The sequence below is a fragment of the Leucobacter rhizosphaerae genome (genome assembly GCF_022919175.1).
GTDB classification, from domain to species: domain Bacteria; phylum Actinomycetota; class Actinomycetes; order Actinomycetales; family Microbacteriaceae; genus Leucobacter; species Leucobacter rhizosphaerae.
Map to the genome: position 1 here is coordinate 1,167,917 of NZ_CP095043.1, position 23,650 is coordinate 1,191,566.

A 23,650-nucleotide genomic window follows, 5' to 3' on the forward strand; every position below is an offset into this window, starting at 1 on the left:
TCATGACCGAGCAGCACAGCGATCCCGCGACCGAGCAGCAAAGCGACCCCGCGGTCGCGGCGGAGACGACGGAGACCCCGGAGCACTCGACGACCGCCGAGACCCTCATCTTCGGCGCCGACTGGTGCGGCGACTGCCGGCGCGCGAAGCTCATCTTCGACCGCAGCGGCGCCCCGTACCGCTACGTCGACCTCGTGCAGGATCCCGAGGCCGCCGAGGTCGCTCGAGACATCAGCGGGCGCACGAACATCCCCGTGATCCTCTACCCCGATCGCAGCCACCAGGTGGAACCCTCGAACGCCGACATGCTGCGGAAGATCGAGGAGCTGGGCCTCGCGTGAAGCTGCCCGAACCGATCATCCTGAGCTCCGGCCTCACCGCCGAGGTCGAGGAGGACCGCTGGGTTCCGGGATCCATCCAACTGCTCGTCGACGGCACGCCGCAGTCCCACGTCAATCTCGCGGACCCGGGTGAGCTGTTCTTCGAGTACATCCGGCGCATCGGGCACGTCATCGATCTGTTCCGCCCGGACGGCGCGCCGATCTCCGCGCTGCATCTGGGCGGCGGCGCCTTCACGCTGCCGCGCTACGTGGAGGCCACCCGGCCCGGGAGCCGCCAGCAGATCGTGGAGATCGAGGGCGCCCTGGTCGATCTGGTGCGCGAGGCCGCTCCGCTCCCGAAGCGGGCGAGCATCCGCGTGCGGAGAGGGGACGCTCGGGAGGTGCTGCAGCGGCTGCCGAGCGGCATGCAGGGCGCGATGGACCTGGTCGTCGTCGACATCTTCGCCGGCGACCGCACACCCGCGCACGTGTCGAGCGTCGAGTTCTACGAGCTGATCCGTCCGCTGCTCGCCCCCGACGGCATGGTCGTGGTGAACGCGGCCGACGGGCCGGGGCTGCCGTTCGTGCGCGGGCAGGCCGCCACGCTGTCGAGTCTCTTCGGCTCCGTCGCGGCGATCGCCGAGCCGCAGGTGCTGAAGGGTCGACGGTTCGGCAATGTTGTGCTGCTCGCGACCGGCGCCGGAGCCGCGGACTCAGAGCGCGACGCGGAGCGCGACGCGGAGCGCGACGCAAGCCTCGACTGGCTGCCGCGCCTGCTCGCGAGTGGACCCCACCCCGCTCGTCTTCTCACGGGCCGGGAGTTCACCGACTTCGTGCGCGGGGCCGCGGTGGTCACGGACGCGACGGCCGTGGCGTCCCCGGCGCCGGCGCGCGAGCTGTTCGAGCGTGGCTGATCCCGCCCGCGTCCGAGTCTGGGCGGAGGCGCTCATCCGGATGCATCTGGACCCGGACGTGTGGACGTTCGACTTCGACCACGCCAAACGACGTGCGGGACTCTGCAACTACACCGACCATCGGATCACCGTGTCGCGGTACCTGAGCGAGAAGTTCGAGGACGACGAGATCCACCAGGTCCTGCTGCACGAGGTCGCTCACGCGATCGCGGGCCCGCAGGCCGGGCACGGGGCCGCCTGGAAGCGCGTCGCCGAGGAGCTCGGGTACGTCGGCGGGCGCACCCACGACGGCGAGATCGCGCACGAGCGCGCGCCGTGGATCGGCGTGTGCCCCGCCGGGCACGAGCACTTCCGCTTCCGCCGCCCGACACGGGTCACGTCGTGCGGCACCTGCACCCGCGGCTTCTCACGGGCGCACCTCATCGAGTGGCGACGGCGGTGACCGTCGGGCCCTGATCCCGCTCAGCAGCCGACGCCCGCGAGCGCCTGGCGCAGCAGCGCACCCCGACCGCCCGGCAGCTCCGAGAGCGTCGCCTCGGCGAGCGCCTCGGACGGCGCCATCCACGTCACCTCGAGCGCGTCCTGGCGCGGGTTGCACGTGCCGGTCACGGGCACGACGTAGACCAGCGAGACGGCGTGCTGCCGGGCATCGACGTACGCGGAGATGCCGGGCATCGGGAAGTACTCGGCGACCTGCATGGGCACGACGGTCGCCGGCATCTGCGGGAAGGCCATCGGGCCGAGATCGTTCTCGAGGTGGCGGAAGAGCGCCTCGCGGAGCGTCTCGCCGTACCGCACGCGACCGGAGACGAAGGACCGCGTCATCTCACCCTCCGGGGTGCCGCGCAGGAGGAGTCCGACCTCGATGACCTGCCCGAGCCCGTCGAGCCGCACGGGAACCGCCTCGACGTAGACGACCGGCAGCCGGCCGCGGACGAAGTTCAGCTCGTCCTCGCTCAACCACCCCGGGTTGCCCGCGGGCGCGGGGCGGTCCTCCGGTCCCTCGGCGTCGGGCAGCTCGGCCGTGTCGATGCTCATGCTGCCATTCTGCCCTACCCGGCCGAGCGCGGCGCTGAAGGCCGACCGCGCAGCGCATAGGTCCCGTCGAGCGCAGCGCATAGGCTGGGAGCATGACCGCACCGACTCCCCCAACCCGGCGCATCGCCCTCGTGCAGCTCGCCAGCCCGGACACCGAGACGCAGTCCGCGCGGATCGACCGCGTCGAGAGCCTGCTGCGCCAGCACACGGGCGTCGACCTGTTCGTGCTGCCGGAGCTCTGGAGCGCCGGGTACTTCGCCTTCGACCGCTACGACGAGCTCGCGGAAACGCTCGACGGGCCCACGGTGACGATGGTGCGGCGGGTGGCGCAGGATCTCGGCTCGGCGATCCATCTCGGCAGCATCATCGAGCGCGGTGCCGACGGCGCGCTGCACAACACGGCCGTGCTCGTCGACGCCGACGGCGCGATCGCCCAGACCTACCGCAAGATCCACGTTTTCGGCTACCAGTCCCTGGAGTCGCAGCTGCTGGCGCCCGGCGCCACGCTCAGCGTCGTCGACACCCCGGTCGGAGCGGTCGGCAGCACCACGTGCTACGACCTGCGCTTCCCGGGGCTCTGGCAGGAGCTCAGCACGCGCGGCGCGGAGGTCGTGATCGTCCCGGCCGCGTGGCCCGCGGCGCGGCGCGAGCACTGGTGCCTGCTGACGCAGGCCCGGGCCGTGGAGCACCAGCTCTGGGTCCTCGCCTGCAACGCGTGCGGGTCGCAGGGGGACGTGCAGCTCGGCGGGTTCAGTCGGGTGGTCGACCCCGCGGGCCGGGTGGTCGCCGAGTGCGGTGACGGCGAAGAGGTGCTCATCGTGGAGCTCGATCCCGCGCGGGTGGCAGAGGTGCGCGCGGAGTTCCCCGTGATCGCGGACCGGCTCAGCGCGGACGACTACGCGGCGCTCGGCACGGACCCGGGTGCGCGAGCGTGAGCGCGGCCAGTCGGGAGATCCGGGTGAGCGCGGTGGTCATGCGCGATCCGCGGGGCCGGGTGCTCAACGTGCGCAAGCGCGGCACGGTGATGCTCATGCTGCCGGGCGGCAAGCACGAGCCGGGTGAGAACCCTCGCGCGACCGCCGTCCGAGAGTTCTCCGAGGAGCTCGGGATCGACCTCGACGTCGACCGGCTCGACGCCCTGGGGGTGTTCGCCTCGCCTGCGGCGAACGAACCGGGCCACACCGTCGTCGCGGCCGTGTTCGAGCACCCGTTCGTCGCGGCCGCGGCGAGCGCTGTGCCCCGGGCGGAGATCGAGCACCTCGAGTGGGTCGATCCGGCGCGGGATCGCGGCGACTTGGCGCCGCTCAACACCGAGCACGTGTTCCCGGCGCTCCGCGCCCGCGACGGGAGATGATCGACTCCGAGGATCCGGCAGTCGCATGCGCCGAACGCCTCCCATCGCGCCGAGAGCCTCCGAAGTGAGCGCGCAGATCAGAGGCGTTCGGCAAGAACGGAGGCTCTCGATCGGGATGAGGGTGGGTGCAGAGCGCAGACGCCCACGCTAGGCCTTCCGCTTCGTAGGTGCCTTCCGCTTCGCCGTCGCCTTGGGCGTCGGTGTCGGCAGCACCGCCGCCGTCGCGTCGATGAGGCCGGTGAGCCACTCCCGGTCCTCCCAGCGGTCTCCGCTCACCCGGAAGTACAGCTTCGATCCGGGGTACGCGGGCGCCTCGTCGGGCTCGCCGATGTAGGCGCGCCCCGCGTCGGTGGGCTTCACGAAGAGCTCGTCGTCGCAGATGAACGCGACGACCTTCTCGTCGCAGTAGAGCCCGTACTCGCCGAACATCTTGCGGTAGCGGATGTTCGGAAGCGCACCGAGCTGGTCGGCGAGGAACTCCATGGTCTCGGCTCTGGTACCCATGTCGTCCACCCTACGCGGTCCTCGGGACGAACCGCAGCCGCCGCTTCGAGAACCCATCAGCAATGCATAGCTTCCGGAGATGTGATGGAGCACATCCAACGGAGCCCGGCCCCGCCGCTCCGCCACTCACCGAACTCCCGGAGCCCTCGTGACCGCACTCAGCCCCCTCCTCATCGCGATCGACATCGCGGCCGCCCTCATCCTCACGCTCGGTCTCTACTACCGGCGGCACCGCCGACGCGATCTCGTGGTCGCGTTCCTCGGGGTGAACATCGGGGTGCTCGCGGTGGCGACCGTGCTCAGCACCGCGGAGGTCGCGCTGGGCCTCGGACTCGGGCTGTTCGGAGTGCTCTCCATCATCCGACTGCGCTCGTCCGAGATCAGTCAGCGCGAGGTCGCCTACTACTTCTCCGCACTCGCAATGGGGTTGATCGGGGGGCTCGCGCAGACCGATATCACAGTGCCGACCCTGCTCATCGGCCTGATCCTCGCCGTGATGTGGGTCGCGGATCACCCGTCGATCCTGAGCCGGAGCCGTCACCAGCTGGTGCGCCTCGACCGCGCCATCGCCGATGAGGCGGAGCTGCGCGACGAGCTCGGCCGCCGCCTCGGCGGGACCGTGACCTCCGCGGCCGTGCAGGATCTCGACTTCGTGAACGACACGACCCTCGTCGACGTGCGGTACCGAGTGCCGCGGGCGCCGCGGATCGCGCGGCCGACCGCCGGCGGCCTGCGATCGTCGCGGCGCAGCACTGCCACCGCGCCTCGAGCCGCAGGCGCGGACGCAGAGACGGTGCTGCAGCTCACGGGCGGGGCACCCCGATGACCGGCATCACGCGCGCCGTCGCCCACTGCGGACCGGTGTCGCTCGACGCGCTCACCGCCGAGGCCGAACTGCTCACCCGCGTGGACCGCAAGTACCTCATGCGGATCGACGGCGCCCGCGCCGTGCTCTGCGCCGTCGATGACCGCACCCGCGTGCTGGAGCAGCACGGCGCGCGCGACTTCGCCTACGAGTCCGTGTACTTCGACACCGCCGATCGCCTGAGCTACCACCTCGCGGCACGATCCCGACGCCGCCGCTTCAAGCTCCGCTCGCGCACCTACGTCGGCGCCGGTGTCTCCTTCCTGGAGATGAAGACCCGCGGCGGGCGCGGAGTCACCGTGAAGGAGCGCATCGCGTACGACCCGGGTCATCGTCGTCGGCTGACGGAGGCCGGCCGTGCGTACAGCGCCGAGGCGTTCGCGGGGATCGGTCTCGATCCCGCGCTCGTCGACGGGCTCGACGCCGCACTCACCACCCGCTATCGACGCACGACCCTCCTCGCACCGGACGGAAGCCGGGCCACGATCGACACCGCGCTCGTGTGGATCGACGCGGATGGCCGCACGCTCGAGCTGCCGGACTGGGTGATCGTCGAGTCGAAGTCGGCGGGCCCGCCGAGCGCCCTCGACCGTGCGCTGTGGCGCTCGGGGATGCGCCCCGCGGGCATCAGCAAGTTCGGCACCGGCACGGCGGCGCTGCACCCCGAGCTCAGCGGCAACAAGTGGGCACGGCTGCTGCGCGGACCGTTCGCCACCGCGACCGAGAGCGCCGCTCCCGGCAGTGCCACTTCGGTCACCGCCGCTCGCCCACACCTCCCCGCACCCCGACCGACAAAGGATCTCTCATGAAACGCACCTGGCTCACCGTCACCACCGTCGTCCTCGGAGGCGCGCTCCTCGCGGGGTGTACCGCCGTTCCCGGAACCGCCGCCTCGACCTCGACCACCGACGCGAATCCGGTGTCCGCCGACACCGTCGCGTTCACCGGCGACCTCTCGCCGGAGTCCGTGCTCGCGGAGAACGCAGACATCACCACCGTGAACGATGACGAGTGGTCCGAGGCCGACGCGGTCGACATCGCGCTCGACGGCGACACCGCGACCACCTCGGGCGAGGGCGTCACCATCGACGGCGCCACCGTCACGATCACGGCGGCCGGTGTGTACCGGGTGAGCGGGCAGCTCGACGGGCAGATCATCGTCGAGGCCCCCGATGACGCGCTCGTCGTGCTGATCCTCGACGGCGCCGACATCGCCGCCGACGGGGGCGCAGCGATCGATGTGCGCACGGCCGACGACGTCGCGATCTCCCTCGCCGCGGGCAGCCGCAACACCGTGTCCGACGCGGCCTCCACCGCCGACGACACGGCGGCGAACGCCGCGGTCCACGCGGACACAGACCTCACGATCACGGGAAGCGGCGCGCTCGCGGTGTCGGGGAACGGCAACGACGGCATCACGAGCACCGACGACCTCGTGATCCTGTCGGGATCGATCACGGTGACGGCCGCAGATGACGCGCTCCGCGGCAAGGACGCGCTCGCGGTCGAGGGCGGCACACTCGCGCTGACGGCGACCGGCGGTGACGGCCTGAAGAGCGACCAGGAGGACGACGCCACCCAAGGCAACATCGTGATCTCCGGCGGCACGATCGACGTCGCCGCGGGCGACGACGGGGTGCAGGCCCAGGCCGACATCGTGATCACTGGCGGTGAGGTGACGGTGAGTGTCGCCGACGACGGCATCACGGGCGAGCAGATCGTCTCCATCGGCGGCGGATCGGTGACGGTCGCGGAGTCGCTCGAGGGGATCGAGGCCGCGGCGGTCGGGATCGGCGGCGGCACGGTGTCGGTGACCGCGAGCGACGACGGGATCAACGGATCGGGCGCAACGACCAGCACGGAAAGCGCGGATACCAGCGGCGGCATGCCCGGCGGCGGCGAGTTCGCGGATACCGGTGAGCGCGTCGAAATCTCGGGCGGCGACGTGACGGTGAACGCCGAGGGCGACGGCCTCGACTCGAACGGCTCGCTCACGATCTCGGGCGGCAACGTCACCGTGTACGGCCCCACGAACTCGGGCAACGGCGCACTGGACGCGAACGGCGACCTCGCCGTCACCGGCGGCACCCTGCTGGCGCTCGGATCCGGCGGCATGGAGCAGGCGCCCGGTGCGACCTCGACCCAGGGCTGGGTGATGCTCAACGCATCGCTCGAGGCCGGTCAGGACGCGGAGATCGTGGACGACTCGGGCGCGGTGGTCGGCACGCTGACCGCGGCGAAGTCCGCGGGGGCGGTGATCTTCTCCTCGGCCGAGGTGGAGGCCGGTGCCACCTACGAGATCGTGATCGACGGATCCTCGGCCGGCACCGCGGTCGCGGGCGAGGCCGCGGCGACCCAGGGGCCCGGCGGAGCGGGTGGCGCCGGCGGAGGGTTCGGCGGTCCGGGCGGCGGCGCGCCGAACGGCGGCGGTCAGCCGCCTCAGATGTAGGTCGGCCGTTCGGCGACAGCGCGGCTACGCGACGAGGTCACCGTCGGGAACGTCCAGCCCGAGCAGGGCGTTCTCGACGACCTCCATCAGCGCGGGGTGCACCCAGTACTGCCCCCGGGCGAAGGTGCGGGCATCGATCCCGAAGCTCATCGCGGTGATGAGCGGCTGAATCAGGTTCGAGGCCTGATAGCCGAGGATGTGGGCGCCGAGGATTCGGCCGTCGCGCCGGTCGGCGACGACCTTGCAGACGCCGGAGTCGTCGGCCATCGCCCAGCCGTAGGCCGTGTCGCCGTAGTGCTGCAGCTTCGTGGTCACGTGCTCCGCACCGAACTGCTCGGCCGCCTGGGACTCGGTGAGCCCGACCTGGGCGAGCTCCGGGTACGCGAAGACGGCAGCGGGGACCGCGTCCTGCCGCGAGGTCCGCAGGTCGTCCGGGTGCTCGAGGTTGTGGGCGACGATCCGGGCCTCGTGGTTCGCGACGTGCTTGAGCTGGTGCGAGGACGAAATGTCGCCGAGCGCGTAGAGCCCCGGCACCGGGAGACCGCCCGCGAGCACGCGCTGGAACGCGTCGACGACGATCCGGCCGTCGTCGTGCAGGTCGATACCGGCGGCCGCGGCGCCGACCAGATCGGAGTTGGGTCGGCGCCCGATCGCGACGAGCACCACGTCGGCGTCCCACCGCTCGACGCCGTCGGGTCCGTCGAGCTCGGCCGTGACCCCGCCGTCCTCCGCCGGCACCACGGCCCGCAGGGTGCGCCCGCGCCGCAGCTCCCAGTGCCGCTCCGCCTCGGCCGTGAACCGCTCGGAGAGCTCGTGATCCAGCGCCCGCATGAGCTGATCGCCGCGGATCACCTGCACCACTTCAGCGCCCAGCCCGGAGAAGATGCCCGAGAACTCACTGGCGATGTACCCGCCCCCGACCACGAGCACACGCGCGGGCAGCTCGTCGAGTCGCATGATCGTGTCCGAGGTGTGCACCTGGGGCAGGTCGCCACCCGGCACATCGAGGCGCTCGGCGCGGGACCCCGCGGCGATCACCAGCTGCGTCGCCTCGATCCGGGTCCCGTCGGCGGCGACGAGCGTGTGCGCCCCCGACGTGTCGCCCGCGGACCGGAGCCGCTCGACGCGCACCTCCTGCGAGACCAGATCGACGTTGTCGAGCTCGACGGCGCGGTAGTGCTCCCCCGCCGCCGAGATCGCGTCGATCCGCGAGAAGATGCGATCCCGCATGCCCGGCCAGTCCACGGCTTCGGTGCGCAGAGTCACATCGACCCGCGCCGCCTCCTCGCCGGAGCGGGCGAGGGTCGCCGGCCGCACGTACATCTTCGTGGGGATGCACCCCACGTTGAGGCACGTGCCGCCGAACACGCCGCGCTCCGCGATCACCACGCGCCGGTCGTCCCAGAACGGGGTGATGAGGGAGTTTCCGGATCCGGAGCCGATGATCGCGAGGTCTGCTGTGCGGGTCGTCATGTCGCCCATCCTAGGGCGATGACGGTCGCTTCGAACCGCGATCAGTCGAGCGGGTGGTCAGCCAGCCAGTCGCGCGCGATCTCCTCGGCCGACACCTCGTCGTTCACACTGCGCGCGTTCATCTCGAGCAGGTCCTCCGCGGTCATGGTCGTACTCACCTGATCGATGATCTTGGCCGCGCCGTCATCGAGGCGGTCGCTCGCGAGCGGCACGACGTGCGAGGCCAGGAAGATGCCCTCGGAATCCTCCAGCGACACGAGGTCGTTGTCGCTCACCGACGGATCGGCCGTGTAGATGATCGCGAGCTGGATGTCGCCGTCCTGCAGCGCCTTCACCGTGAGGGGGCCGCCGCCGTCCTCGATCGGTGTGAACGCGACGCCCTCGATGCCGTAGACCTCCGCGAGTCCGGCGGGGCCGTAGGGGCGGGTCTCCGACTCGGAGTTCGAGCCGATCGTGAGCGGCACCGTCACCTTCGTGAGATCGGAGATGTCGGTGAGGCCCCACTCGTCGGCGAAGGCCTGGGTCACGGTGTAGGAGTCCTGGTCGGTCGCGTCCGACTGCTCGAGCACCCGCAGACCGTCCGGGGTGGCGCCGGCGAGCTCGTCGTAGACCTCGTCGGTCTGGCGCGCCTCGGTGTCGGGCACCCAGTACTGCAGCAGGTTGCCCGTGTACTCCGGGAAGAGGTCGATGGCGCCGGCCTCGATCTCGGGGAGGTAGACCTCGCGCTGCCCGATCCGGTACTGCCGATCCACCTCGTAGTCGTTGGCCTCGAGCGCCTGCGCGTAGATCTCGGCGATGATCTCGTTCGAGTAGTAGTCCTGCGAACCGATCACGATGGCGTCGCCGCCCGCGGTGCTCTCCCCTCCGGCGTCGAGGGGATCCGCGCTCGCGCACCCGGTGATCGCGAGGGCGAGTGCGCCGACCAGTGCGGTCGCGGCCGTCAGGCCGGTTCGACGTGAGTGGTGACGATGCATGGTGCAGTCCTTCCGGTTGGGGTGGGATTCACTGAGAAGTCTGGGGCGCGGCCGCGGTGCGGGTGCGCGACGCGGCGCGGGATCGGCGGGCGGGTGGCCGCTCGCCGCCGAACCGCCGCTGGGCGGCGCGCTGGCACTGGGCGAGGGCGACCTCGAGCACGATCGTGAGCAGCACCACGAGCAGGGCACCGCCGAGCATCTGCGGGTAGTCCCGCGACTTGAGACCCGCGAAGAGGTACCGGCCGAGGCCGAAGTCGGCCGTGTACGCCGCCAGCGTCGCGGTGGACACAACCTGCAGCGTGGCCGCTCGGATGCCGCCGACGAGCACCGGGAGGGCCAGCGGGAGTTCGACGCGCAGCACGACCTGGCGGGGGCTGAACCCTACGGCCTTCGCGGCCGCCGGGACCGACGGGTCGATGGCCTGCACTCCGGCGTAGGCGCCCGCGAGCAGCGACGGGATCGCGAGGATGATGAGGGCGAGCATCGGTGCGGTGAGGCCGATGCCGAGGGCGAGCCCGAAGAGGGTCAGGAGCCCGAGCGTGGGCAGCGCACGGGCCGCCCCGCTCAGGCCGCCGACGAGGCCGGCGCCCCGGCGGGTGTGCCCGATGAGCACGCCCGCGGGGAGCGCGATCACGCCGGCGATGAGCATCGTCGCCCCCGTGATCGCGAGGTGCTGCAGCAGCCGCGTCGGGATCCCGCCGGGCCCGGACCACTGCGCCGGATCGAGCAGCCAGGCGATGGCGTCGGCGAAGAGGTTCATGCCGCGCCTCCCCTCGCGAGGGTCGACTGCCGCCGGGTCCACGGAGTGAGCAGTCGCCCGATCCCGAGCACGAGCCCGTCGAGGATCACCGCGAGCAGCACGGTGGCGATCACGCCGGTCCATACCTCACCCGCGATGCCGCGCTGGAAGCCGTCGGTCAGGAGCGAGCCGAGGCTCGGGACCCCGATCAGGGCGCCGATGGTGACGAGGCTGATCGTGGACACGGTGACCACACGAACCCCCGAGATCAGCACCGGGATCGCGAGCGGGAGGTCGACGCGCCAGAAGAGGCCGGCTCGGGAGGTGCCCACCGCGATGGCCGCGTCGCGCAGCGTCGGGTCCACGGACGCGAAGGCGTCGGCGGCCGTGCGCACGAGCAGGGCGACACCGTAGATGGTGAGCGCCGCCACCATGTTCTGCCAGGATCTCAGCGGGACGCCGATGAGTGCCGGGATGATGATGAGCAGCGGGAGCGCGGGGATGGCGTAGGCCAGCGTGGCGACCGACAGCAGGGGGCCGCCGAACCGCGGACGTCGGAACGCGAGCCGTCCGATCGGGACGGCGATCAGCAGCGCCAGCAGGATCGCGGGCAGGCTGAGCACCAGGTGGGCGACCGTGAGCTCCCACACCTGCTGCCAATTGCCGAGCAGCCACTTCACCGGTTCAGTACTCCCACCGGGCGGCCGTCGCCGTCGACCACGAGCTGCCGTCCCTCGACCTCGACGGTCTCGAGCGTCCGCTCCGCGCGATCGGCCCCGACGAAGTCGCGCACGAAGTCGTCCGCGGGATGCGCCAGGATGTCGGCCGGGGTACCGCGCTGCGCGATCCGGCCGCCCTCGCTCAGCACGATGACCTCGTCACCGAGCAGGAACGCCTCCTCGATGTCGTGCGTGACGAAGACGATCGTCTTGCCGAGCTCGGACTGCAACCGGAGGAGCTCCTGCTGCAGCTCGCGGCGCACGATGGGGTCGACGGCCCCGAACGGCTCGTCCATGAGCAGGATGTTGGGGTCGGCGGCGAGCGCGCGGGCAACGCCGACTCGCTGCTGCTGCCCACCCGAGAGCTGCGACGGATACCGGTCGCCGAGTGCGGGATCGAGCCCCACACGCTCGAGGAGCTCCCGCGCGTCGGCTCGCGCCGCACCGCGCTGCGTGCCGCGGAGCACCGGCACCGTGGCGACGTTGTCGAGCACCGTGCGGTGCGGCAGGAGTCCGCCGTGCTGCAGGACGTAGCCGATCGACCGTCGCAGTTCGACGGGGTTCCGGTTGCGAATGTCCTCCCCGTCGATGCACACCCGTCCGTCGCTCGGATCGACCATCCGGTTGATCATGCGCAGCAGCGTCGTCTTCCCCGATCCCGAGGATCCGACGAGCACGACGGTGCGGTGGGACGGGATGACGCAGGAGAAGTCCCCCACGGCCTCTGCTCCGCCCGGGTACACCTTTGACACGTGTTCAAATTCGATCACGTTGACCCCCAACGGGTTGCAGACGAGCGCTTCGGACGCTCGGCTCTCGTGCAGACCACCTTATCGGCGGCGCCCGAACCCGCTCCACCGCCTTGTGCGGGTCGGAAAAAATCGCTATGTCACGTGGGTCGCCGCTCGAGCGCGCACGGTCGCCGCTCGAGCGAGCACCGTCGCCTCGCGGACGAGCTGCGCGCGACGCGTCGTGTGCTCCGGATCGCTGAGCATCACGCCGACGAGGCTCGCGAGCGACCACCAACCGGTGACGAGGGTGACGATCGAGAGCAGGAGCTGCTCCGCGGCGCCCGGATCCACCCCGGGCAGCGCCGCACCGATCGCGGCGGCGCGGTCCCGGCAGATGTCGGTGCGGTGCGCGATCGAGACCGGATCCGGCAGTTCGAGGCTCTCCCAGGCGAGCAGCCGCGGGAGTTCCGGGTGCTCGACGTACCGGTCGAAGAGCGCACCCGCGTAGGCCCCGACCGCATCCGCGCCGGTGCCGCCGAGCTCGGCGTCCGCGAAGAGGGTGTCGAGCCGATCCGCGAGCACCGCGGCGTAGAAGCCGCGCTTGTCCCCGAAGTACTGGTAGACGCGCTCCTTGTTCACGCCCGCGTCGCGGCCGATCGCCTCCATGCGCGTGCCAGCGAAGCCGTGAGCCGCGAACTGGCGCGACCCCGCATCGAGCAGTTTGCGCTTGGTCGCCTCGGTGTCCCATGCCATAGCGTCACTCTACCCCCGACTCCAAACACCTGTTTGCATATGAACGCTGTGAAGGCTACGCTCATTTCCAAACAAACATTTGGAGATTGGCATGCCCGCACCCACCGCCCGCCCCGCCCCCCGCCGTCACCCCGCGCCGACCGCCCTCGTCCTCGGCGCGCGAGGCGCCGTCGGCCGCGCGACCGTCGCGGAACTCCGCCGACTCGGCGCCGAGGTCACCACCGCGGGCCGGTCGGCCCCAGAGCCCGACGGCCTCGCGCTCGACGTGCGCACCGCGGAGGGGCGCACCGCGCTCCGCGCCGCTGCGGAGAGCGTCGACGTGGTCATCAACGCGACCGGTATCGAGGATCCGCGGCTCGTCGACGCCACCGCGGGCACGATCCTCGTCGACATCTCGGCGACCGCCGCCGTCCTGGCCCGCATGGCGACGACGTTCGCGAGCACGGAGGCCGGGTCGCGGGGCCTCGTGCTCGGAGCGGGGATCGCCCCCGGCCTCACCACCCTCCTGGTCGATGCGCTCGATCCCGCTCCCGGCGACGAGATCGACGTCGCCATCATGCTCGGCGGCGGCGAGGTGCACGGACCCGCGGCGGTCGCGTGGACCGCGGAGCTCGCCGGGCGGCCCCTGCACGAACCGGGCGAGGCCGGCGACGGCCCGAGCGGCGAGATCCTGAACTTCCGATCCTCGCTGCGCGTGCCGGAGCCGTTCGGCTCCCGGCGGTACGTGCGCGCGGACTTCCCCGACCACTTGCTCCTCGGCGCACCCCGCGGCGCGCTCGTGCGGAGCTGGCTCGCCACGGACAGCCGAGTCAGCACGGCCGCGCTCGGGGTCGTCGGCCGGTTCCCGGCGCTCCGGTCGCTGGTGGCGCGGGCGCCGCACCTCGGCACCTCCGCGTGGAGCATCACCGCGATCGATCGCGGCACCGGCCGCACGCTCCGCGCGCGGGGCGAGGGGCAATCGCGCACCACCGGGGTGCTCACGGCCCACGCGGCGCTCGCCGCAGCGGACCGGGGACTCCGCGACCTCGCAACCACGGCAGACCTCCTCCCCCTGGCCGCGGTCGATGGCCTGGCCGACCTCCGCCTCGAGACCCCCGACCCGGTCGCGACGCCCAGCACCTGAGCCTGCCCTCAGCGCCTGCGCCTGGCCCTCCCGGAGCCGGCGGGGCACAATGGGGACATGGACGCCGACGTCATCATCGTGGGGGCCGGGCTCTCCGGCCTCGTCGCGGCTCGGGAGACGAGCCGCGCGGGATTGCGCACGATCATCATCGACCAGGAGGGTCCGCAGGATCTCGGCGGACAGGCCTGGTGGTCGTTCGGCGGACTGTTTCTCGTCGACTCGCCGGAGCAGCGCCGCTTCGGGGTGCGCGACAGCTTCGACCTCGCGTGGCAGGACTGGCGCGGGAGTGCCCAGTGGGATCGGCTGAGCGGGGAGCTCCCGGAGGACGCGTGGGGCGCACAGTGGGGGCGGGCCTACGTCGAGTTCGCCGCGGGCGAGAAGCGGGCCTGGATCCGGGAAGCCGGCATCGACCTCACCCCGGTCGTGGGCTGGGCCGAGCGCGGAGACCTCTCCGCGGGTGGACACGGCAACTCGGTGCCCCGCTTCCACGTGCCCTGGGGCACCGGAACGGGGGTCGTGCAGCCCTTCATGGACGCGGCCCTCGCGGCGTCCGACACGGGGCGCACGGAACTGCGGCATCGGCACCGCTGCGACGGCCTCATCGTCGAGGGCGGCGCGGTCGTCGGGGTGCACGGAGCGATCCTCGAGCCCGATCCGACCCCGCGCGGCGTCTCGTCCTCCCGGCGCACGGTCGGTGACTTCGCGCTCCGGGCTCCCGCCGTGATCGTCGCGAGCGGCGGGATCGGCGGCAACCACGATCTGGTGCGCCGGCACTGGCCCGAGCGACTGGGAACACCACCCACTCGCATGATCACAGGCGTGCCCGCCTCGGTCGACGGCCGCATGATCGATCTCGCCGGCGAGGCCGGGGCCCGGCTCGTGAATCGCGACCGGATGTGGCACTACACCGAGGGGGTGCAGAACTGGAGCCCGGTGTGGCCGAGCCACGGGATCCGGATCCTGCCCGGCCCATCACCGCTGTGGCTCGACGCGCTCGGCCGTCGGCTCCCCGTGCCGGGGCTCCCCGGCCACGACACGCTGGGGACGCTCCGGATCCTGCGGACGACTCCCGAGCTCGCCGCCCACGACCACTCCTGGTTCATCGTGACGAGCCGAATGGCCGCGAAGGAGTTCGCGCTCTCGGGCTCCGAGCAGAATCCCGACCTCACCTACCGCGATCGCGGGCTGCTGCTGCGCACCCGGCTCGGCCGCGGGGCGCCCGGGCCCGTGCGGGCGTTCGTGGAGCGCGGCGCGGACTTCGTGGTCGCGGACACGCTGACCGCGCTCGTCGATCGTATGAACGGCCTCACCGCGCAGCCGCTGCTCGACCCCGCGGCCGTCGCCCGGGTCGTCGCGGAGCGCGACGCCGAGGTGCGGAACCCGTTCTCCAAGGACGCCCAGATGATGAGCATCCGCAACTCCCGACGGTATCTTGGGGACCGCCTCACCCGCACGACCGCACCCCACCGGCTCCTCGATCCATCGGCGGGACCTCTGGTCGGGATTCGACTGCACACACTGACGCGGAAATCGCTCGGCGGGATCCAGACGGACCTCTCGTCACGGGCCCTCGGCGGGGACGGCGCACCCGTTCCGGGGCTCTACGCCGTCGGGGAGGCCGCCGGCTTCGGCGGCGGCGGAGCGCACGGCACGAGCGCCCTCGAAGGCACCTTCCTCGGCGGCTGCCTGTTCTCCGGGCGGGCGGCGGGCAGGGCGGTGGTGGAGGCGAGCTGACCGACCATCGGCCGGGCAGCACCTCACCGTGCGCCGGCCTCAGCCTGGCAGAACTTCATAGACCAGCCGTGCGAACTGCCCGTGCGCGCGGGCCGACTCGAGTCGCAGCCGATCCGGGCCGATCCGGCGCGGCAGGAGGGGCGCCCCTCCGGGCAGCGCGGCCGGCGCCACCGAGAGCTCGATGCGATCGAGAGCTCCCGCGTCGAAGAACGCACCGGCGAGTTCGCCTCCGCCGACCAGCCAGATGTCGCCACCGGCGGCGGCCTCGCGGATCGCGGGCAGCACCGCGGCGACGTCTCCAGAGACTAGCCGCACGTCGGCACCCTCCGGGATCGGCAGGTCCCGGGACGTGAAGACGAACGTCGGCTTGTCACCGAAGAGCTCGCTCCAGCGCTCGGGTGTCGCGAGCAGGTCTTCGTGTCGGAGTACCCACTCGTACGTCGTGGAGCCCTCCACGATCACGCGGGCATCGGCCGGGAACAGCCCCTCGTCGGGCTGCTCACCGCCCTCTACCGAGAAGAGCCAGTCGAGGGAGTGGTGCTCGTCGGCGATCCAACCGTTGAGCGTGGTGGCGGTGTCAAAGATGATGTGTCCCATGCCGCACAGGGTACGCGCAGCCTCCGACATCGGGCCCACATGAGATCTTCCCGAACGAAATCCTCCCGCACGCACGACGCCCCGCCGAGCACTGAGGCTCGGCGGGGCGGTTCGTCTGGGTCGGGAGGACGGCCTACTTGAAGGCGTCCTTCACCTTCTCGCCGGCCTGCTTGATATCGGCTGCGGCCTGATCCGCGCGGCCCTCGGCTTCCTTCTGCTCGTCACCCGTCACCTTGCCGACGGCTTCCTTCGCCTTGCCTGCGAGGTTCTGCGCCGTGTTCTTGATTTTGTCGTCGGTGCTCATCTTGTGCTCCTTTCGAGGTGGACACTTCGATCGTATGAGGAAGTGGCCGGGCCATGTTGACCCTTGAATTCTCAGCCGCGGATTGATACGCCACAAGGCGATCCAGGCTCCACTCGTACCGCTCGAGCCACACGAACGCGTGGATCCAGGTCTCCACGAGGTGCACGCTCGGGTGCGCGCGGATCGTGCGGACGATCTCGGTGTAGTCGGCCACCGACCGCGCTGCGATGGTCGCGATGAGCCCGTAGCGCCCGAGCGTACGGGCCGCGAACTCGATGGTCGGGATGCGCAGCAGCAGCTCTTCGGCCGACGCGAGGTCGTCGTCCTCACCGGTCAGCATGATCCCGACGCCCGACAGGACCGAGGTCGTGATGCTCAGGCGGCTGCGCACGGCGCCGATCCGCATCACCCGTGACTCGAGCAGTCGGAGCACGCGGGCCCGGCAGGCCGAGGCGGATCGTCCGGTGCGCCGCGCCAGCTCCCCGAACGTCAGCCGTCCGTCGGTCTGGAGCTGCGCCATGAGCGCCACGTCGAATTCATCGAAGACCAGGTCGGTGAGTTCGGGATCCTCACCGAGCCGAAGCCGCCGCAGCACGCGGTCGTAGATCGCGAGCTGCACGTCGATCACCCCGGGGATGGCCTGGATCTCGCGCACCGTCCGCCCCACGTCCTCCAGGTTCGCGGCCCACACCTCGACGACCGCCTGCGATTGGCCGCTGATCTCCGACAGGAACACCACGTTCGGGAACTCCCGGAGGTGCTCGAACACCGGGGACGTCGGGCCGCTGATGCGCAACTGCAGGTTCACCTGGACCGGCAGCCCCACGGCCCGAGGGTGCACCGCCGCCATGATCCGGATCTCGCCGGAGGAGAGCAGCTCGTTGACGCGTTGGGCGACGAGCGTGCGATGCACACCGAGGTCCTCGGCGAGCGCGGAGAACTGCGCGCGGCCATCGAGCTGCAGCGCGCGAATGAGGTCCTCGTCAAAATCATCCATCTCCATAGGATGCCAGATCCCGCACCGGGATGAACGACAGAATCGCGGCTGCAGGGCGGACATTCGCCGAAATCCCGCACTTCTGCTCCATCCATCCGACAGATTCGCAGAACGGTCGACTCCTGACGATATTTTGCCCAGCAGCGCGCTCGGTTTCTGCGTATTCTCGTAGCGATTCGAGACGAAGGAGTTCCCCCGTGCGCAAGCTCGCGTTCACCCAGGCCCCGGCCCTGTCGGCCCCGCAGATCATCACGGCCGCCCGTATCCGCACCCTCGACGAGACCGGGACGACCCCCGAGGCCTTCCTCGTGATCGGCGACCGGATCCGCCATGTGGGATCGATCGCCGAGTGCCGCGCCGCCGCCGAGGCCGTGAGCGCCCTCGATCCCGAACTCGTCGACCTCGGCGATCGCACGATCCTCCCCGGCTTCATCGACGCGCACGCCCACCCCCTCATGCTCGGACAGATGATGAGCTGGGTCGACTGCGGGCCCGGCAAGGCCGACTCGATCCCCGAGATCGTCGCGCTCCTCAGCGAGGCCGCGAAGACGCTGCCCGCGGGCCGCCCGATCCGCGGCTACGGCTACGAGCAGCGCAACCTGGCCGAGCGCCGCCACCCCACCCGCTTCGAGCTCGACGAGGTCGCCACCGACCGCGAGGTCTACCTCATGAACGCCTCCGGGCACGGCGGGGTCGTGAACAGTTACACCTTCGAGCTGCACGGCGTCACCCGCGACACCCCGAACCCGAAGGGCGGCGAGTTCTTCCGCGACGCCGACGGCGAGCTCACGGGTGAACTGTCGGACGCCGCGTGCAACGTGCTCACCGGGCTCGAGGGCGTGAAGATCGGGCACCACGGGCCGAACTTCCACCTCGCCGACGAGCCGGACGAGCACAAGCGCCAGCTCGCCGCCGCCCAGGAGAACTTCCTCGAGGGCGGTGTCACGACCATCGGCGACGCACAGGTGAGCCGCCGCGAGTTCGACATGTACCTCCGGCTTGCCGAATCGGGCGACCTCAAGGTGCGCGTCAGCATGTACCTGCTCTCCCACCTGCTCGACGAGGCCATCGAGATGGGCCTCCACGGCCAGTTCGGCAACGAGTACCTGAGCTTCGCCGGCATCAAGTTCTACTCCGACGGCACGTTGGGCGGCTGGACCGCGTACTTCCCCGACGGCTACGTCGGCGACCCGTGCCGCACCGGCCAGCTGTACCACGACCCGCGCGACTACACCGAGCTGATCGCGAAGGCGCACCGCGTCGGGCTGCAGACCGCGACTCACTCGCAGTCGCCCACGGCCCTCGAGATGGTCATCGGCGCCATCGAGGCCGCGCTCGACGAGCGCCCCGACGCCGACGCTCGCCACCGGATCGAGCACTGCGGCCTGCCGACGCCCGCGCAGATCGAGCGCATGGCCGCCGCGGGGATCATGCCGGTCAACCAGCCGCAGCACCACTACAACTGGGGCGAGGGTGTGGAGCAGGCCGTCGGCACCCCCGGCGAGCGCTTCAACCCCCTCGGCGAGTTCGAGCGGGCCGGCGTGCCGGTGACGATCTCCTCGGACGCACCGGTGGCGGATCCGCGCCCCATGGAGGCCGTGCAGGCCGCCGTCTCCCGGATCACCCGGCGCGGCACGCAGCTCGGCTCCGACGACCTCGCCGTCTCGCTCGACACGGCGCTGCGCGCGCACACCATCTCCGCGGCTCGCGCGCTCGGCCGCGAGGACGAGCTCGGCAGCCTCGAGACCGGCAAGCGCGCCGACTTCGCCGTGCTCGACCGCGACCCGTTCGACACCCCGACTCCGGAGCTCGCGCAGGTCGCGATCTCCGAGACGTGGGTCGGCGGCGAGCGCGTCTACGCGCGGTAATCCGCACTCCCTCTCCAGTCCATCCCCGTTTCACCCCCATCCTGTTGGCATCCAGCAAAGGAGCTCTCATGTCCGCCACAGCAACAGCTGCCCCGAACTCGCACAGACGTGCGTTGAAGGGCGGCATGGCCGCCCTCGTCGGCACGTCCATCGAGTGGTACGACTTCTACGTCTACGCCACCGCGGCGGCGATCATCTTCCCGCACGTGTTCTTCCCGGAGGCCGAGCCCGCCCTGGCGACGCTCGCGTCCTTCGGCACCTACGCGGTGGCATTCTTCATGCGTCCGATCGGCGGCATCGTCTTCGGGCACATCGGTGACAAGATCGGCCGCAAGCCCGCGCTCACCATCACCCTGGTGCTCATGGGCGTCGCCACGACCCTGGTCGGGGTGCTGCCGGGCTACGCCCAGATCGGCATCTGGGGCCCGATCCTCCTCATCCTCTGCCGCATGGCGCAGGGGCTCGCCGTCGGCGGGGAGTGGGGCGGCGCGAGCCTGATGGCCGTGGAGAGCGCCCCGCAGAAGTGGAAGAACTTCTACGGCGGCTTCACGCAGCTCGGCAATCCGCTCGGTGCGCTCATGGCGACCGGTGCCTTCTGGGCGCTGTCGGCGCTCGGCCAGGATGCGCTCCTGAGCTGGGGCTGGCGCGTGCCGTTCCTGTTCAGCATCGTGCTGATCGGCGTCGGCTTCTGGGTCCGCTACCGCGTCGAGGAGACGCCGGTGTTCGCCGAAAAGGTTGAGGGCCAGCAGCAGTCCACCCCGCTCCTCTTCGCGCTGAAGAACAACTGGAGCCCGATCCTGCTCGGCTTCCTCATCATCGCGATGTCCTCGGGCGGCTACGTGATCGCCACCACGTTCGTGCAGAACTACGCGGACACCCCGGAGATCGGGCTCGACCCGACCATCATCCTGGGCGCGCTGACCATCGCGTCGCTCGTCGAGGCGATCGTCACCCTGCCGCTCGCGGCCATCGGCGACAAGATCGGTGCGAAGCGCGTGATGTACTTCGGCATCATCGGGTCCTTCCTCGTGATCATGCCGCTCGTGCTCTCGATCCAGGCGAAGAACGTCGCGCTGATCTGGCTCTTCGTGATCCTCATCCGCGTCACGCTCAGCGGCGCGTGGGCTCCGCTGTCGACCCTGATGGCGCAGATGTTCCGCCCGCAGTCGCGCTACACCTCGATGTCGCTCTCCTACGGCCTCGGCGCTGCGGTGTGGGGCGGCCTCTCCCCGGCGATCGCCTCGCTGCTCCTCGTCGTGACCGGCGGCAACTTCTGGTCGGTCGTCGGGTTCTTCGGCCTCCTCACGGTCGCCGCGTGGATCGGCGTGCGCTTCGCCCCGCAGCACTCGGATGCCGCGCCGGTGACGGCGTCCTTCACGGCGCGCACCGACACCACCGGGATCAGCACCGGGAAGTAACCCTCGGGCCGGGCGTCAGGCACGCCGCGCCCGGCCCCGGGCCACCCCCGTCTCCCCTCCCCTCGTCTCCCTCCCCCTTTTCACCCCACGAACTCGAGGAACATCATGGACACCACTCCCAAGCGCACCACCGGCTGGGTCATCATGGAGACCCTTCGCGGCTACGGCATCGACACGGTCTTCGGGATCCCCGGCACCCACAACCTCGAGTTCTACCGTCCGCTCAGTGCGCTCGGGATCCGCCCCGTCACCACGCGGCACGAGCAGGGCGCGGGCTACGGCTCCGACGGCTGGTCGCTGCAGACCGGCTTGCCGGGCGTCGTCATCACCACGAGCGGACCCGGCCTCCTGAACGCCCTGTCGGCGGCCGGCACGGCGTACTGCGAGTCGCGACCCATGATCGTGCTCTCCCCCGGCCCCGCGATCGGCGCGGAGTTCGCCGACATCGGCACACTGCACGAGACGAAGGATCAGCTCGGCGCCGCCTCCGCGATCGTCGAGTGGGGCCGCCGCGTGCGGTCGGCCGAGGAGGCCGTCACTGCGATCCACGACGCCTTCGAGCTCTTCGCGACCACCCGCCCGCGCCCCGTCTACATCGAGGTGCCGCTCGACGTGCTGGAGGAGACGACCGAGCTCGCCGCCGCCGAGACCGCGCCCCGCAGCTTCGCGGCACCCGCGGCACCCGACGCGGCCGACGTCGCCGAGGCCGCCCGACTGCTCGCCGGTGCCGAGCGCCCGGCGATCCTGGCCGGCGGCGGATCCCGCGGCGCCGCGGCCGAGCTGCGCGCGCTCGCCGAGCGGCTCGACGCCCCGGTCGTCACCACCCTCAACGCGAAGGGTGTGCTCGATGAGGCGCACCCGCTCGCCGTCGGCTCGTGCCTGCGGCTCGCCGCCGGTCGTCGGGTCGCGCAGGAGGCCGACGTGCTGCTCGTCGTCGGCTCGAAGCTCGGTGAGGCCGAGCTCTGGGTCTCGCGCCTGGAGGCCGAGGGCGCCGTGATCCGGATCGATCTGCTCGAGTCGCAGATCCAGAAGAACCAGCGCGCCGACGTGGGACTGGTCGGCGACGCCGCCGTCGCGCTTCGCGCGCTCGGTACGGAGCTGGGTGCGGGTGCTGCCGATCACGGAGCAGCTGACCGCGTGCGCGAGATCCGCGCCGCCGTGCGCGCCGAGTCGGCGGAGCTCTCGAGCGTCAACACGGAGCTGGCCGAAGCCATCGCCTCCGCGCTCCCCGCGAACGCGATCGTCGCGACCGATTCCTCGCAGATCGCCTACTGGGGCCTGCTGAACACCGTGCAGGTCGCCGAACCGAACTCCACGCCGTACATGGCCACCTACGCGACGCTCGGCTACGGCCTGCCCGCCGCGCTCGGGGCGCGCATCGCCGCCCCGCACCGCCCCTCGGTGGTCGTGACGGGCGACGGTGCGCTCATGTTCTCGATGAACGAGCTCATCACGGTCGTCGAGCAGCGCGAAGACGTCACCGTGATCGTCGTCGACAACGGCGGCTACGCCGAGATCAAGCAGAACGAGCTCGACGCCGGGATCGCACCCGTGGGCGTGGATCTCGTGCAGCCCGACTGGGCCGCCGTCGCGACGGCGTTCGGCGGCACCGGTCGCCGCGCGGGCAGCGCCTCGGAGCTCGCCGCGGCCGTGAGCGACGCGGTGGCCGCGGGTGGTCTGCAGCTCATCCACATCGACCAGGCGACGTTCGACACGGCTCAGGAGCACGCAGCATGACCACGACCACGACCACGACCGAACGTCCTCTCGCCGTCTACACCGACGTCGACGACACCGATCCCGCGCCCGGGATCCGGCTCCTCGAGGATCACGGCTTCGAGGTGCGTGTGCTCGGCACCCGCAATCCGCAGGAGATCGTCGCGGGAGCCCAGGGCGCGACCGTGCTGCTCCCCGGCTACGCCGCGGTGACCCGGGAGATGATCGAAGCACTGCCCGGTCTGAAGCTCATCTCGCTCATGTCCATGGGCTTCGATTACGTCGACGTGGAGGCCGCCACGGAGCACGGCGTGTGGGTGACGAACGTGCCCGGCGCCGCGACCGAGGAGGTGGCGACGCACGCCCTCGCGATCCTGCTGTCGAGCGTGCGCCAGCTCGGGTTCTACACGGCCTCGGCGGTACCGCCCACCTGGAACGACCGGGCGCCTTCGGCCCCGCCGCGGCTCAGCGAGACCACGCTCGGGATCATCGGCCTCGGCAAGATCGGCCGTGAGCTCGTGCGGCTCGCGCGCCCGCTCTTCGGCGAGGTCATCGGCTACGATCCGATGCTGCCCGACACCCCGGAAATGCGCGCCGAGCTCGCCGACCTCGGTGTGCGGCGCACGGACTTGGCCGAGGTGCGGGCGAGCGCTGATGTGCTGTCGCTCCACCTGCCGCTCATGCCCGAGACCGAGCGCATGGTCGACGCCGAGTTCCTCGCGGCGATGCCGCGTGGCGCGGTGCTCGTGAACGTGTCGCGAGGCGGGCTCGTGGATCACGCGGCCCTGGCTGCCTCCCTCGATGCGGGCCACCTCTCGGGTGCGGCCCTCGACGTGCTCGACCAGGAGCCGCCCGCCGCGGACCACCCCATGCTCGGACGGTCGGACGTGGTGCTCACGCCGCACATCGCCTACTTCTCCGCGCGGACCGAGATCGAGTACGTGCGCATCCAGGCGCAGAACGGCGCGAGCCTGCTCACCACGGGCGCACCCGATTCGCCCGTCAACCGCCTGGGGTAGGTGGGGTTAGGGATCCGGCCGGTGCGTGCCTGCCCGGGTTC

The 23,650-nt window shown here is 71.2% G+C and carries 25 protein-coding genes; 14 read left to right on the forward strand and 11 right to left on the reverse strand.

Features of this window, described 5'->3' with window-relative positions; translation table 11 throughout:
* The first annotated feature begins 2 nt into the window (after positions 1-2).
* The 3 genes from MUN76_RS05365 to MUN76_RS05375 are packed head-to-tail and all read left to right on the forward strand — an operon-like array spanning position 3 to position 1,676.
* Complete coding sequence (locus tag MUN76_RS05365; RefSeq protein ID WP_346730407.1) at positions 3-341, forward strand: glutaredoxin domain-containing protein; 339 nt, start codon at positions 3-5, stop codon at positions 339-341.
* Positions 338-1,234 (forward strand): spermidine synthase, encoded by an 897-nt coding sequence (locus MUN76_RS05370; protein ID WP_244687831.1) that lies wholly within the window; start codon positions 338-340, stop codon positions 1,232-1,234. Before MUN76_RS05365 ends, MUN76_RS05370 begins: the two co-directional genes overlap by 4 nt.
* The gene (locus MUN76_RS05375) at positions 1,227-1,676 is read left to right on the forward strand and encodes a SprT-like domain-containing protein (protein ID WP_244687833.1); all 450 of its coding nucleotides are present in this window, start codon (positions 1,227-1,229) and stop codon (positions 1,674-1,676) included. Before MUN76_RS05370 ends, MUN76_RS05375 begins: the two co-directional genes overlap by 8 nt.
* A gap of 20 nt (positions 1,677-1,696) precedes the next feature.
* Here the strand turns inward: MUN76_RS05375 and MUN76_RS05380 are convergent, their stop codons facing one another.
* Positions 1,697-2,272: an NUDIX hydrolase family protein gene (locus MUN76_RS05380; protein ID WP_244687835.1), complete on the reverse strand. Its 576-nt coding sequence runs from the start codon at positions 2,270-2,272 to the stop codon at positions 1,697-1,699.
* A gap of 92 nt (positions 2,273-2,364) precedes the next feature.
* Between MUN76_RS05380 and MUN76_RS05385 the strand changes: the two genes are divergently transcribed.
* Both MUN76_RS05385 and MUN76_RS05390 read left to right on the forward strand, forming a co-directional pair.
* Positions 2,365-3,207 carry a carbon-nitrogen family hydrolase gene (locus MUN76_RS05385; RefSeq protein ID WP_244687836.1) on the forward strand — a complete coding sequence of 281 codons (843 nt, stop codon included), beginning with the start codon at positions 2,365-2,367 and terminating at the stop codon, positions 3,205-3,207.
* Positions 3,204-3,626, forward strand: a complete 423-nt coding sequence (locus tag MUN76_RS05390) for an NUDIX hydrolase (RefSeq protein WP_256451806.1) — start codon at positions 3,204-3,206, stop codon at positions 3,624-3,626. The genes MUN76_RS05385 and MUN76_RS05390 overlap by 4 nt, the downstream gene beginning before the upstream one ends.
* A gap of 147 nt (positions 3,627-3,773) precedes the next feature.
* Here the strand turns inward: MUN76_RS05390 and MUN76_RS05395 are convergent, their stop codons facing one another.
* Complete coding sequence (locus MUN76_RS05395) at positions 3,774-4,130, reverse strand: TfoX/Sxy family protein (RefSeq protein WP_244687838.1); 357 nt, start codon at positions 4,128-4,130, stop codon at positions 3,774-3,776.
* 148 nt (positions 4,131-4,278) lie between these two features.
* On the opposite strand from MUN76_RS05395, the gene MUN76_RS05400 reads away from it, so the two are divergent.
* From MUN76_RS05400 to MUN76_RS05410, 3 genes are read left to right on the forward strand one after another with little or no spacing between them, the layout of a single operon-like run.
* Complete coding sequence (locus MUN76_RS05400; RefSeq protein WP_244687840.1) at positions 4,279-4,956, forward strand: DUF4956 domain-containing protein; 678 nt, start codon at positions 4,279-4,281, stop codon at positions 4,954-4,956.
* Positions 4,953-5,804: a polyphosphate polymerase domain-containing protein gene (locus MUN76_RS05405; RefSeq protein ID WP_244687842.1), complete on the forward strand. Its 852-nt coding sequence runs from the start codon at positions 4,953-4,955 to the stop codon at positions 5,802-5,804. Before MUN76_RS05400 ends, MUN76_RS05405 begins: the two co-directional genes overlap by 4 nt.
* On the forward strand, positions 5,801-7,444 hold the full coding sequence (locus tag MUN76_RS05410) for a carbohydrate-binding domain-containing protein (protein WP_244687844.1): 1,644 nt from the start codon (positions 5,801-5,803) through the stop codon (positions 7,442-7,444). Before MUN76_RS05405 ends, MUN76_RS05410 begins: the two co-directional genes overlap by 4 nt.
* A gap of 24 nt (positions 7,445-7,468) precedes the next feature.
* Here MUN76_RS05410 and MUN76_RS05415 read toward each other — a convergent pair whose 3' ends face one another.
* The 6 genes from MUN76_RS05415 to MUN76_RS05440 form a co-directional block, all read right to left on the reverse strand.
* Positions 7,469-8,917 carry a mycothione reductase gene (locus MUN76_RS05415; RefSeq protein WP_244687845.1) on the reverse strand — a complete coding sequence of 483 codons (1,449 nt, stop codon included), beginning with the start codon at positions 8,915-8,917 and terminating at the stop codon, positions 7,469-7,471.
* Positions 8,918-8,958: 41 nt separating this feature from the next.
* On the reverse strand, positions 8,959-9,891 hold the full coding sequence (locus MUN76_RS05420; protein WP_244687847.1) for an ABC transporter substrate-binding protein: 933 nt from the start codon (positions 9,889-9,891) through the stop codon (positions 8,959-8,961).
* Positions 9,892-9,919: 28 nt separating this feature from the next.
* Entirely contained in the window at positions 9,920-10,651 is a 732-nt protein-coding gene (locus MUN76_RS05425; protein ID WP_244687849.1) for an ABC transporter permease, read from the reverse strand.
* Positions 10,648-11,310 carry an ABC transporter permease gene (locus MUN76_RS05430; protein ID WP_244687851.1) on the reverse strand — a complete coding sequence of 221 codons (663 nt, stop codon included), beginning with the start codon at positions 11,308-11,310 and terminating at the stop codon, positions 10,648-10,650. The genes MUN76_RS05425 and MUN76_RS05430 overlap by 4 nt, the downstream gene beginning before the upstream one ends.
* Entirely contained in the window at positions 11,307-12,119 is an 813-nt protein-coding gene (locus tag MUN76_RS05435) for an ABC transporter ATP-binding protein (RefSeq protein WP_244687852.1), read from the reverse strand. The genes MUN76_RS05430 and MUN76_RS05435 overlap by 4 nt, the downstream gene beginning before the upstream one ends.
* 114 nt (positions 12,120-12,233) lie before the next feature.
* Positions 12,234-12,833 (reverse strand): TetR/AcrR family transcriptional regulator, encoded by a 600-nt coding sequence (locus MUN76_RS05440; RefSeq protein WP_244687854.1) that lies wholly within the window; start codon positions 12,831-12,833, stop codon positions 12,234-12,236.
* Between the two features lie 91 nt (positions 12,834-12,924).
* Here MUN76_RS05440 and MUN76_RS05445 point away from each other — a divergent pair, with 91 nt between their 5' ends.
* Positions 12,925-13,956, forward strand: a complete 1,032-nt coding sequence (locus MUN76_RS05445) for an NAD-dependent epimerase/dehydratase family protein (RefSeq protein WP_244687855.1) — start codon at positions 12,925-12,927, stop codon at positions 13,954-13,956.
* A gap of 57 nt (positions 13,957-14,013) precedes the next feature.
* Positions 14,014-15,690: an FAD-binding dehydrogenase gene (locus MUN76_RS05450; RefSeq protein ID WP_244687857.1), complete on the forward strand. Its 1,677-nt coding sequence runs from the start codon at positions 14,014-14,016 to the stop codon at positions 15,688-15,690.
* A gap of 39 nt (positions 15,691-15,729) precedes the next feature.
* Here MUN76_RS05450 and MUN76_RS05455 read toward each other — a convergent pair whose 3' ends face one another.
* From MUN76_RS05455 to MUN76_RS05465, 3 genes are all read right to left on the reverse strand, one after another.
* On the reverse strand, positions 15,730-16,287 hold the full coding sequence (locus tag MUN76_RS05455) for a dihydrofolate reductase family protein (protein ID WP_244687859.1): 558 nt from the start codon (positions 16,285-16,287) through the stop codon (positions 15,730-15,732).
* A gap of 133 nt (positions 16,288-16,420) precedes the next feature.
* Positions 16,421-16,591, reverse strand: coding sequence for a CsbD family protein (locus tag MUN76_RS05460; RefSeq protein ID WP_244687861.1), 171 nt, complete (start codon positions 16,589-16,591; stop codon positions 16,421-16,423).
* On the reverse strand, positions 16,509-17,588 hold the full coding sequence (locus MUN76_RS05465; RefSeq protein WP_244687862.1) for an Lrp/AsnC family transcriptional regulator: 1,080 nt from the start codon (positions 17,586-17,588) through the stop codon (positions 16,509-16,511). Before MUN76_RS05465 ends, MUN76_RS05460 begins: the two co-directional genes overlap by 83 nt.
* A 197-nt stretch (positions 17,589-17,785) precedes the next feature.
* Between MUN76_RS05465 and MUN76_RS05470 the strand changes: the two genes are divergently transcribed.
* The 4 genes from MUN76_RS05470 to MUN76_RS05485 all read left to right on the forward strand — a co-directional run bounded on the left by MUN76_RS05470 (position 17,786) and on the right by MUN76_RS05485 (position 23,609).
* Entirely contained in the window at positions 17,786-19,456 is a 1,671-nt protein-coding gene (locus MUN76_RS05470) for an amidohydrolase (protein WP_244687864.1), read from the forward strand.
* A 68-nt stretch (positions 19,457-19,524) separates the two neighbouring features.
* Positions 19,525-20,874, forward strand: a complete 1,350-nt coding sequence (locus MUN76_RS05475; protein ID WP_244687866.1) for an MFS transporter — start codon at positions 19,525-19,527, stop codon at positions 20,872-20,874.
* Positions 20,875-20,979: 105 nt separating this feature from the next.
* The gene (locus MUN76_RS05480; protein ID WP_244687867.1) at positions 20,980-22,611 is read left to right on the forward strand and encodes a thiamine pyrophosphate-dependent enzyme; all 1,632 of its coding nucleotides are present in this window, start codon (positions 20,980-20,982) and stop codon (positions 22,609-22,611) included.
* The gene (locus tag MUN76_RS05485) at positions 22,608-23,609 is read left to right on the forward strand and encodes a C-terminal binding protein (protein WP_244687869.1); all 1,002 of its coding nucleotides are present in this window, start codon (positions 22,608-22,610) and stop codon (positions 23,607-23,609) included. The genes MUN76_RS05480 and MUN76_RS05485 overlap by 4 nt, the downstream gene beginning before the upstream one ends.
* The last annotated feature ends 41 nt before the right edge of the window (positions 23,610-23,650 follow it).

Bases quoted from the DNA above. Each gene is read 5' to 3' on its own strand.
- MUN76_RS05365 (WP_346730407.1), top strand. From the start codon at position 3: ATGACCGAGCAGCACAGCGATCCCGCGACCGAGCAGCAAAGCGACCCC.
- MUN76_RS05380 (WP_244687835.1), bottom strand. From the start codon at position 2,272: ATGAGCATCGACACGGCCGAGCTGCCCGACGCCGAGGGACCGGAGGAC.
- MUN76_RS05385 (WP_244687836.1), top strand. From the start codon at position 2,365: ATGACCGCACCGACTCCCCCAACCCGGCGCATCGCCCTCGTGCAGCTC.
- MUN76_RS05395 (WP_244687838.1), bottom strand. From the start codon at position 4,130: ATGGGTACCAGAGCCGAGACCATGGAGTTCCTCGCCGACCAGCTCGGT.
- MUN76_RS05405 (WP_244687842.1), top strand. From the start codon at position 4,953: ATGACCGGCATCACGCGCGCCGTCGCCCACTGCGGACCGGTGTCGCTC.
- MUN76_RS05410 (WP_244687844.1), top strand. From the start codon at position 5,801: ATGAAACGCACCTGGCTCACCGTCACCACCGTCGTCCTCGGAGGCGCG.
- MUN76_RS05415 (WP_244687845.1), bottom strand. From the start codon at position 8,917: ATGACGACCCGCACAGCAGACCTCGCGATCATCGGCTCCGGATCCGGA.
- MUN76_RS05420 (WP_244687847.1), bottom strand. From the start codon at position 9,891: ATGCATCGTCACCACTCACGTCGAACCGGCCTGACGGCCGCGACCGCA.
- MUN76_RS05425 (WP_244687849.1), bottom strand. From the start codon at position 10,651: ATGAACCTCTTCGCCGACGCCATCGCCTGGCTGCTCGATCCGGCGCAG.
- MUN76_RS05440 (WP_244687854.1), bottom strand. From the start codon at position 12,833: ATGGCATGGGACACCGAGGCGACCAAGCGCAAACTGCTCGATGCGGGG.
- MUN76_RS05445 (WP_244687855.1), top strand. From the start codon at position 12,925: ATGCCCGCACCCACCGCCCGCCCCGCCCCCCGCCGTCACCCCGCGCCG.
- MUN76_RS05450 (WP_244687857.1), top strand. From the start codon at position 14,014: ATGGACGCCGACGTCATCATCGTGGGGGCCGGGCTCTCCGGCCTCGTC.
- MUN76_RS05455 (WP_244687859.1), bottom strand. From the start codon at position 16,287: ATGGGACACATCATCTTTGACACCGCCACCACGCTCAACGGTTGGATC.
- MUN76_RS05460 (WP_244687861.1), bottom strand. From the start codon at position 16,591: ATGAGCACCGACGACAAAATCAAGAACACGGCGCAGAACCTCGCAGGC.
- MUN76_RS05465 (WP_244687862.1), bottom strand. From the start codon at position 17,588: ATGGATGATTTTGACGAGGACCTCATTCGCGCGCTGCAGCTCGATGGC.
- MUN76_RS05475 (WP_244687866.1), top strand. From the start codon at position 19,525: ATGTCCGCCACAGCAACAGCTGCCCCGAACTCGCACAGACGTGCGTTG.
- MUN76_RS05480 (WP_244687867.1), top strand. From the start codon at position 20,980: ATGGACACCACTCCCAAGCGCACCACCGGCTGGGTCATCATGGAGACC.
- MUN76_RS05485 (WP_244687869.1), top strand. From the start codon at position 22,608: ATGACCACGACCACGACCACGACCGAACGTCCTCTCGCCGTCTACACC.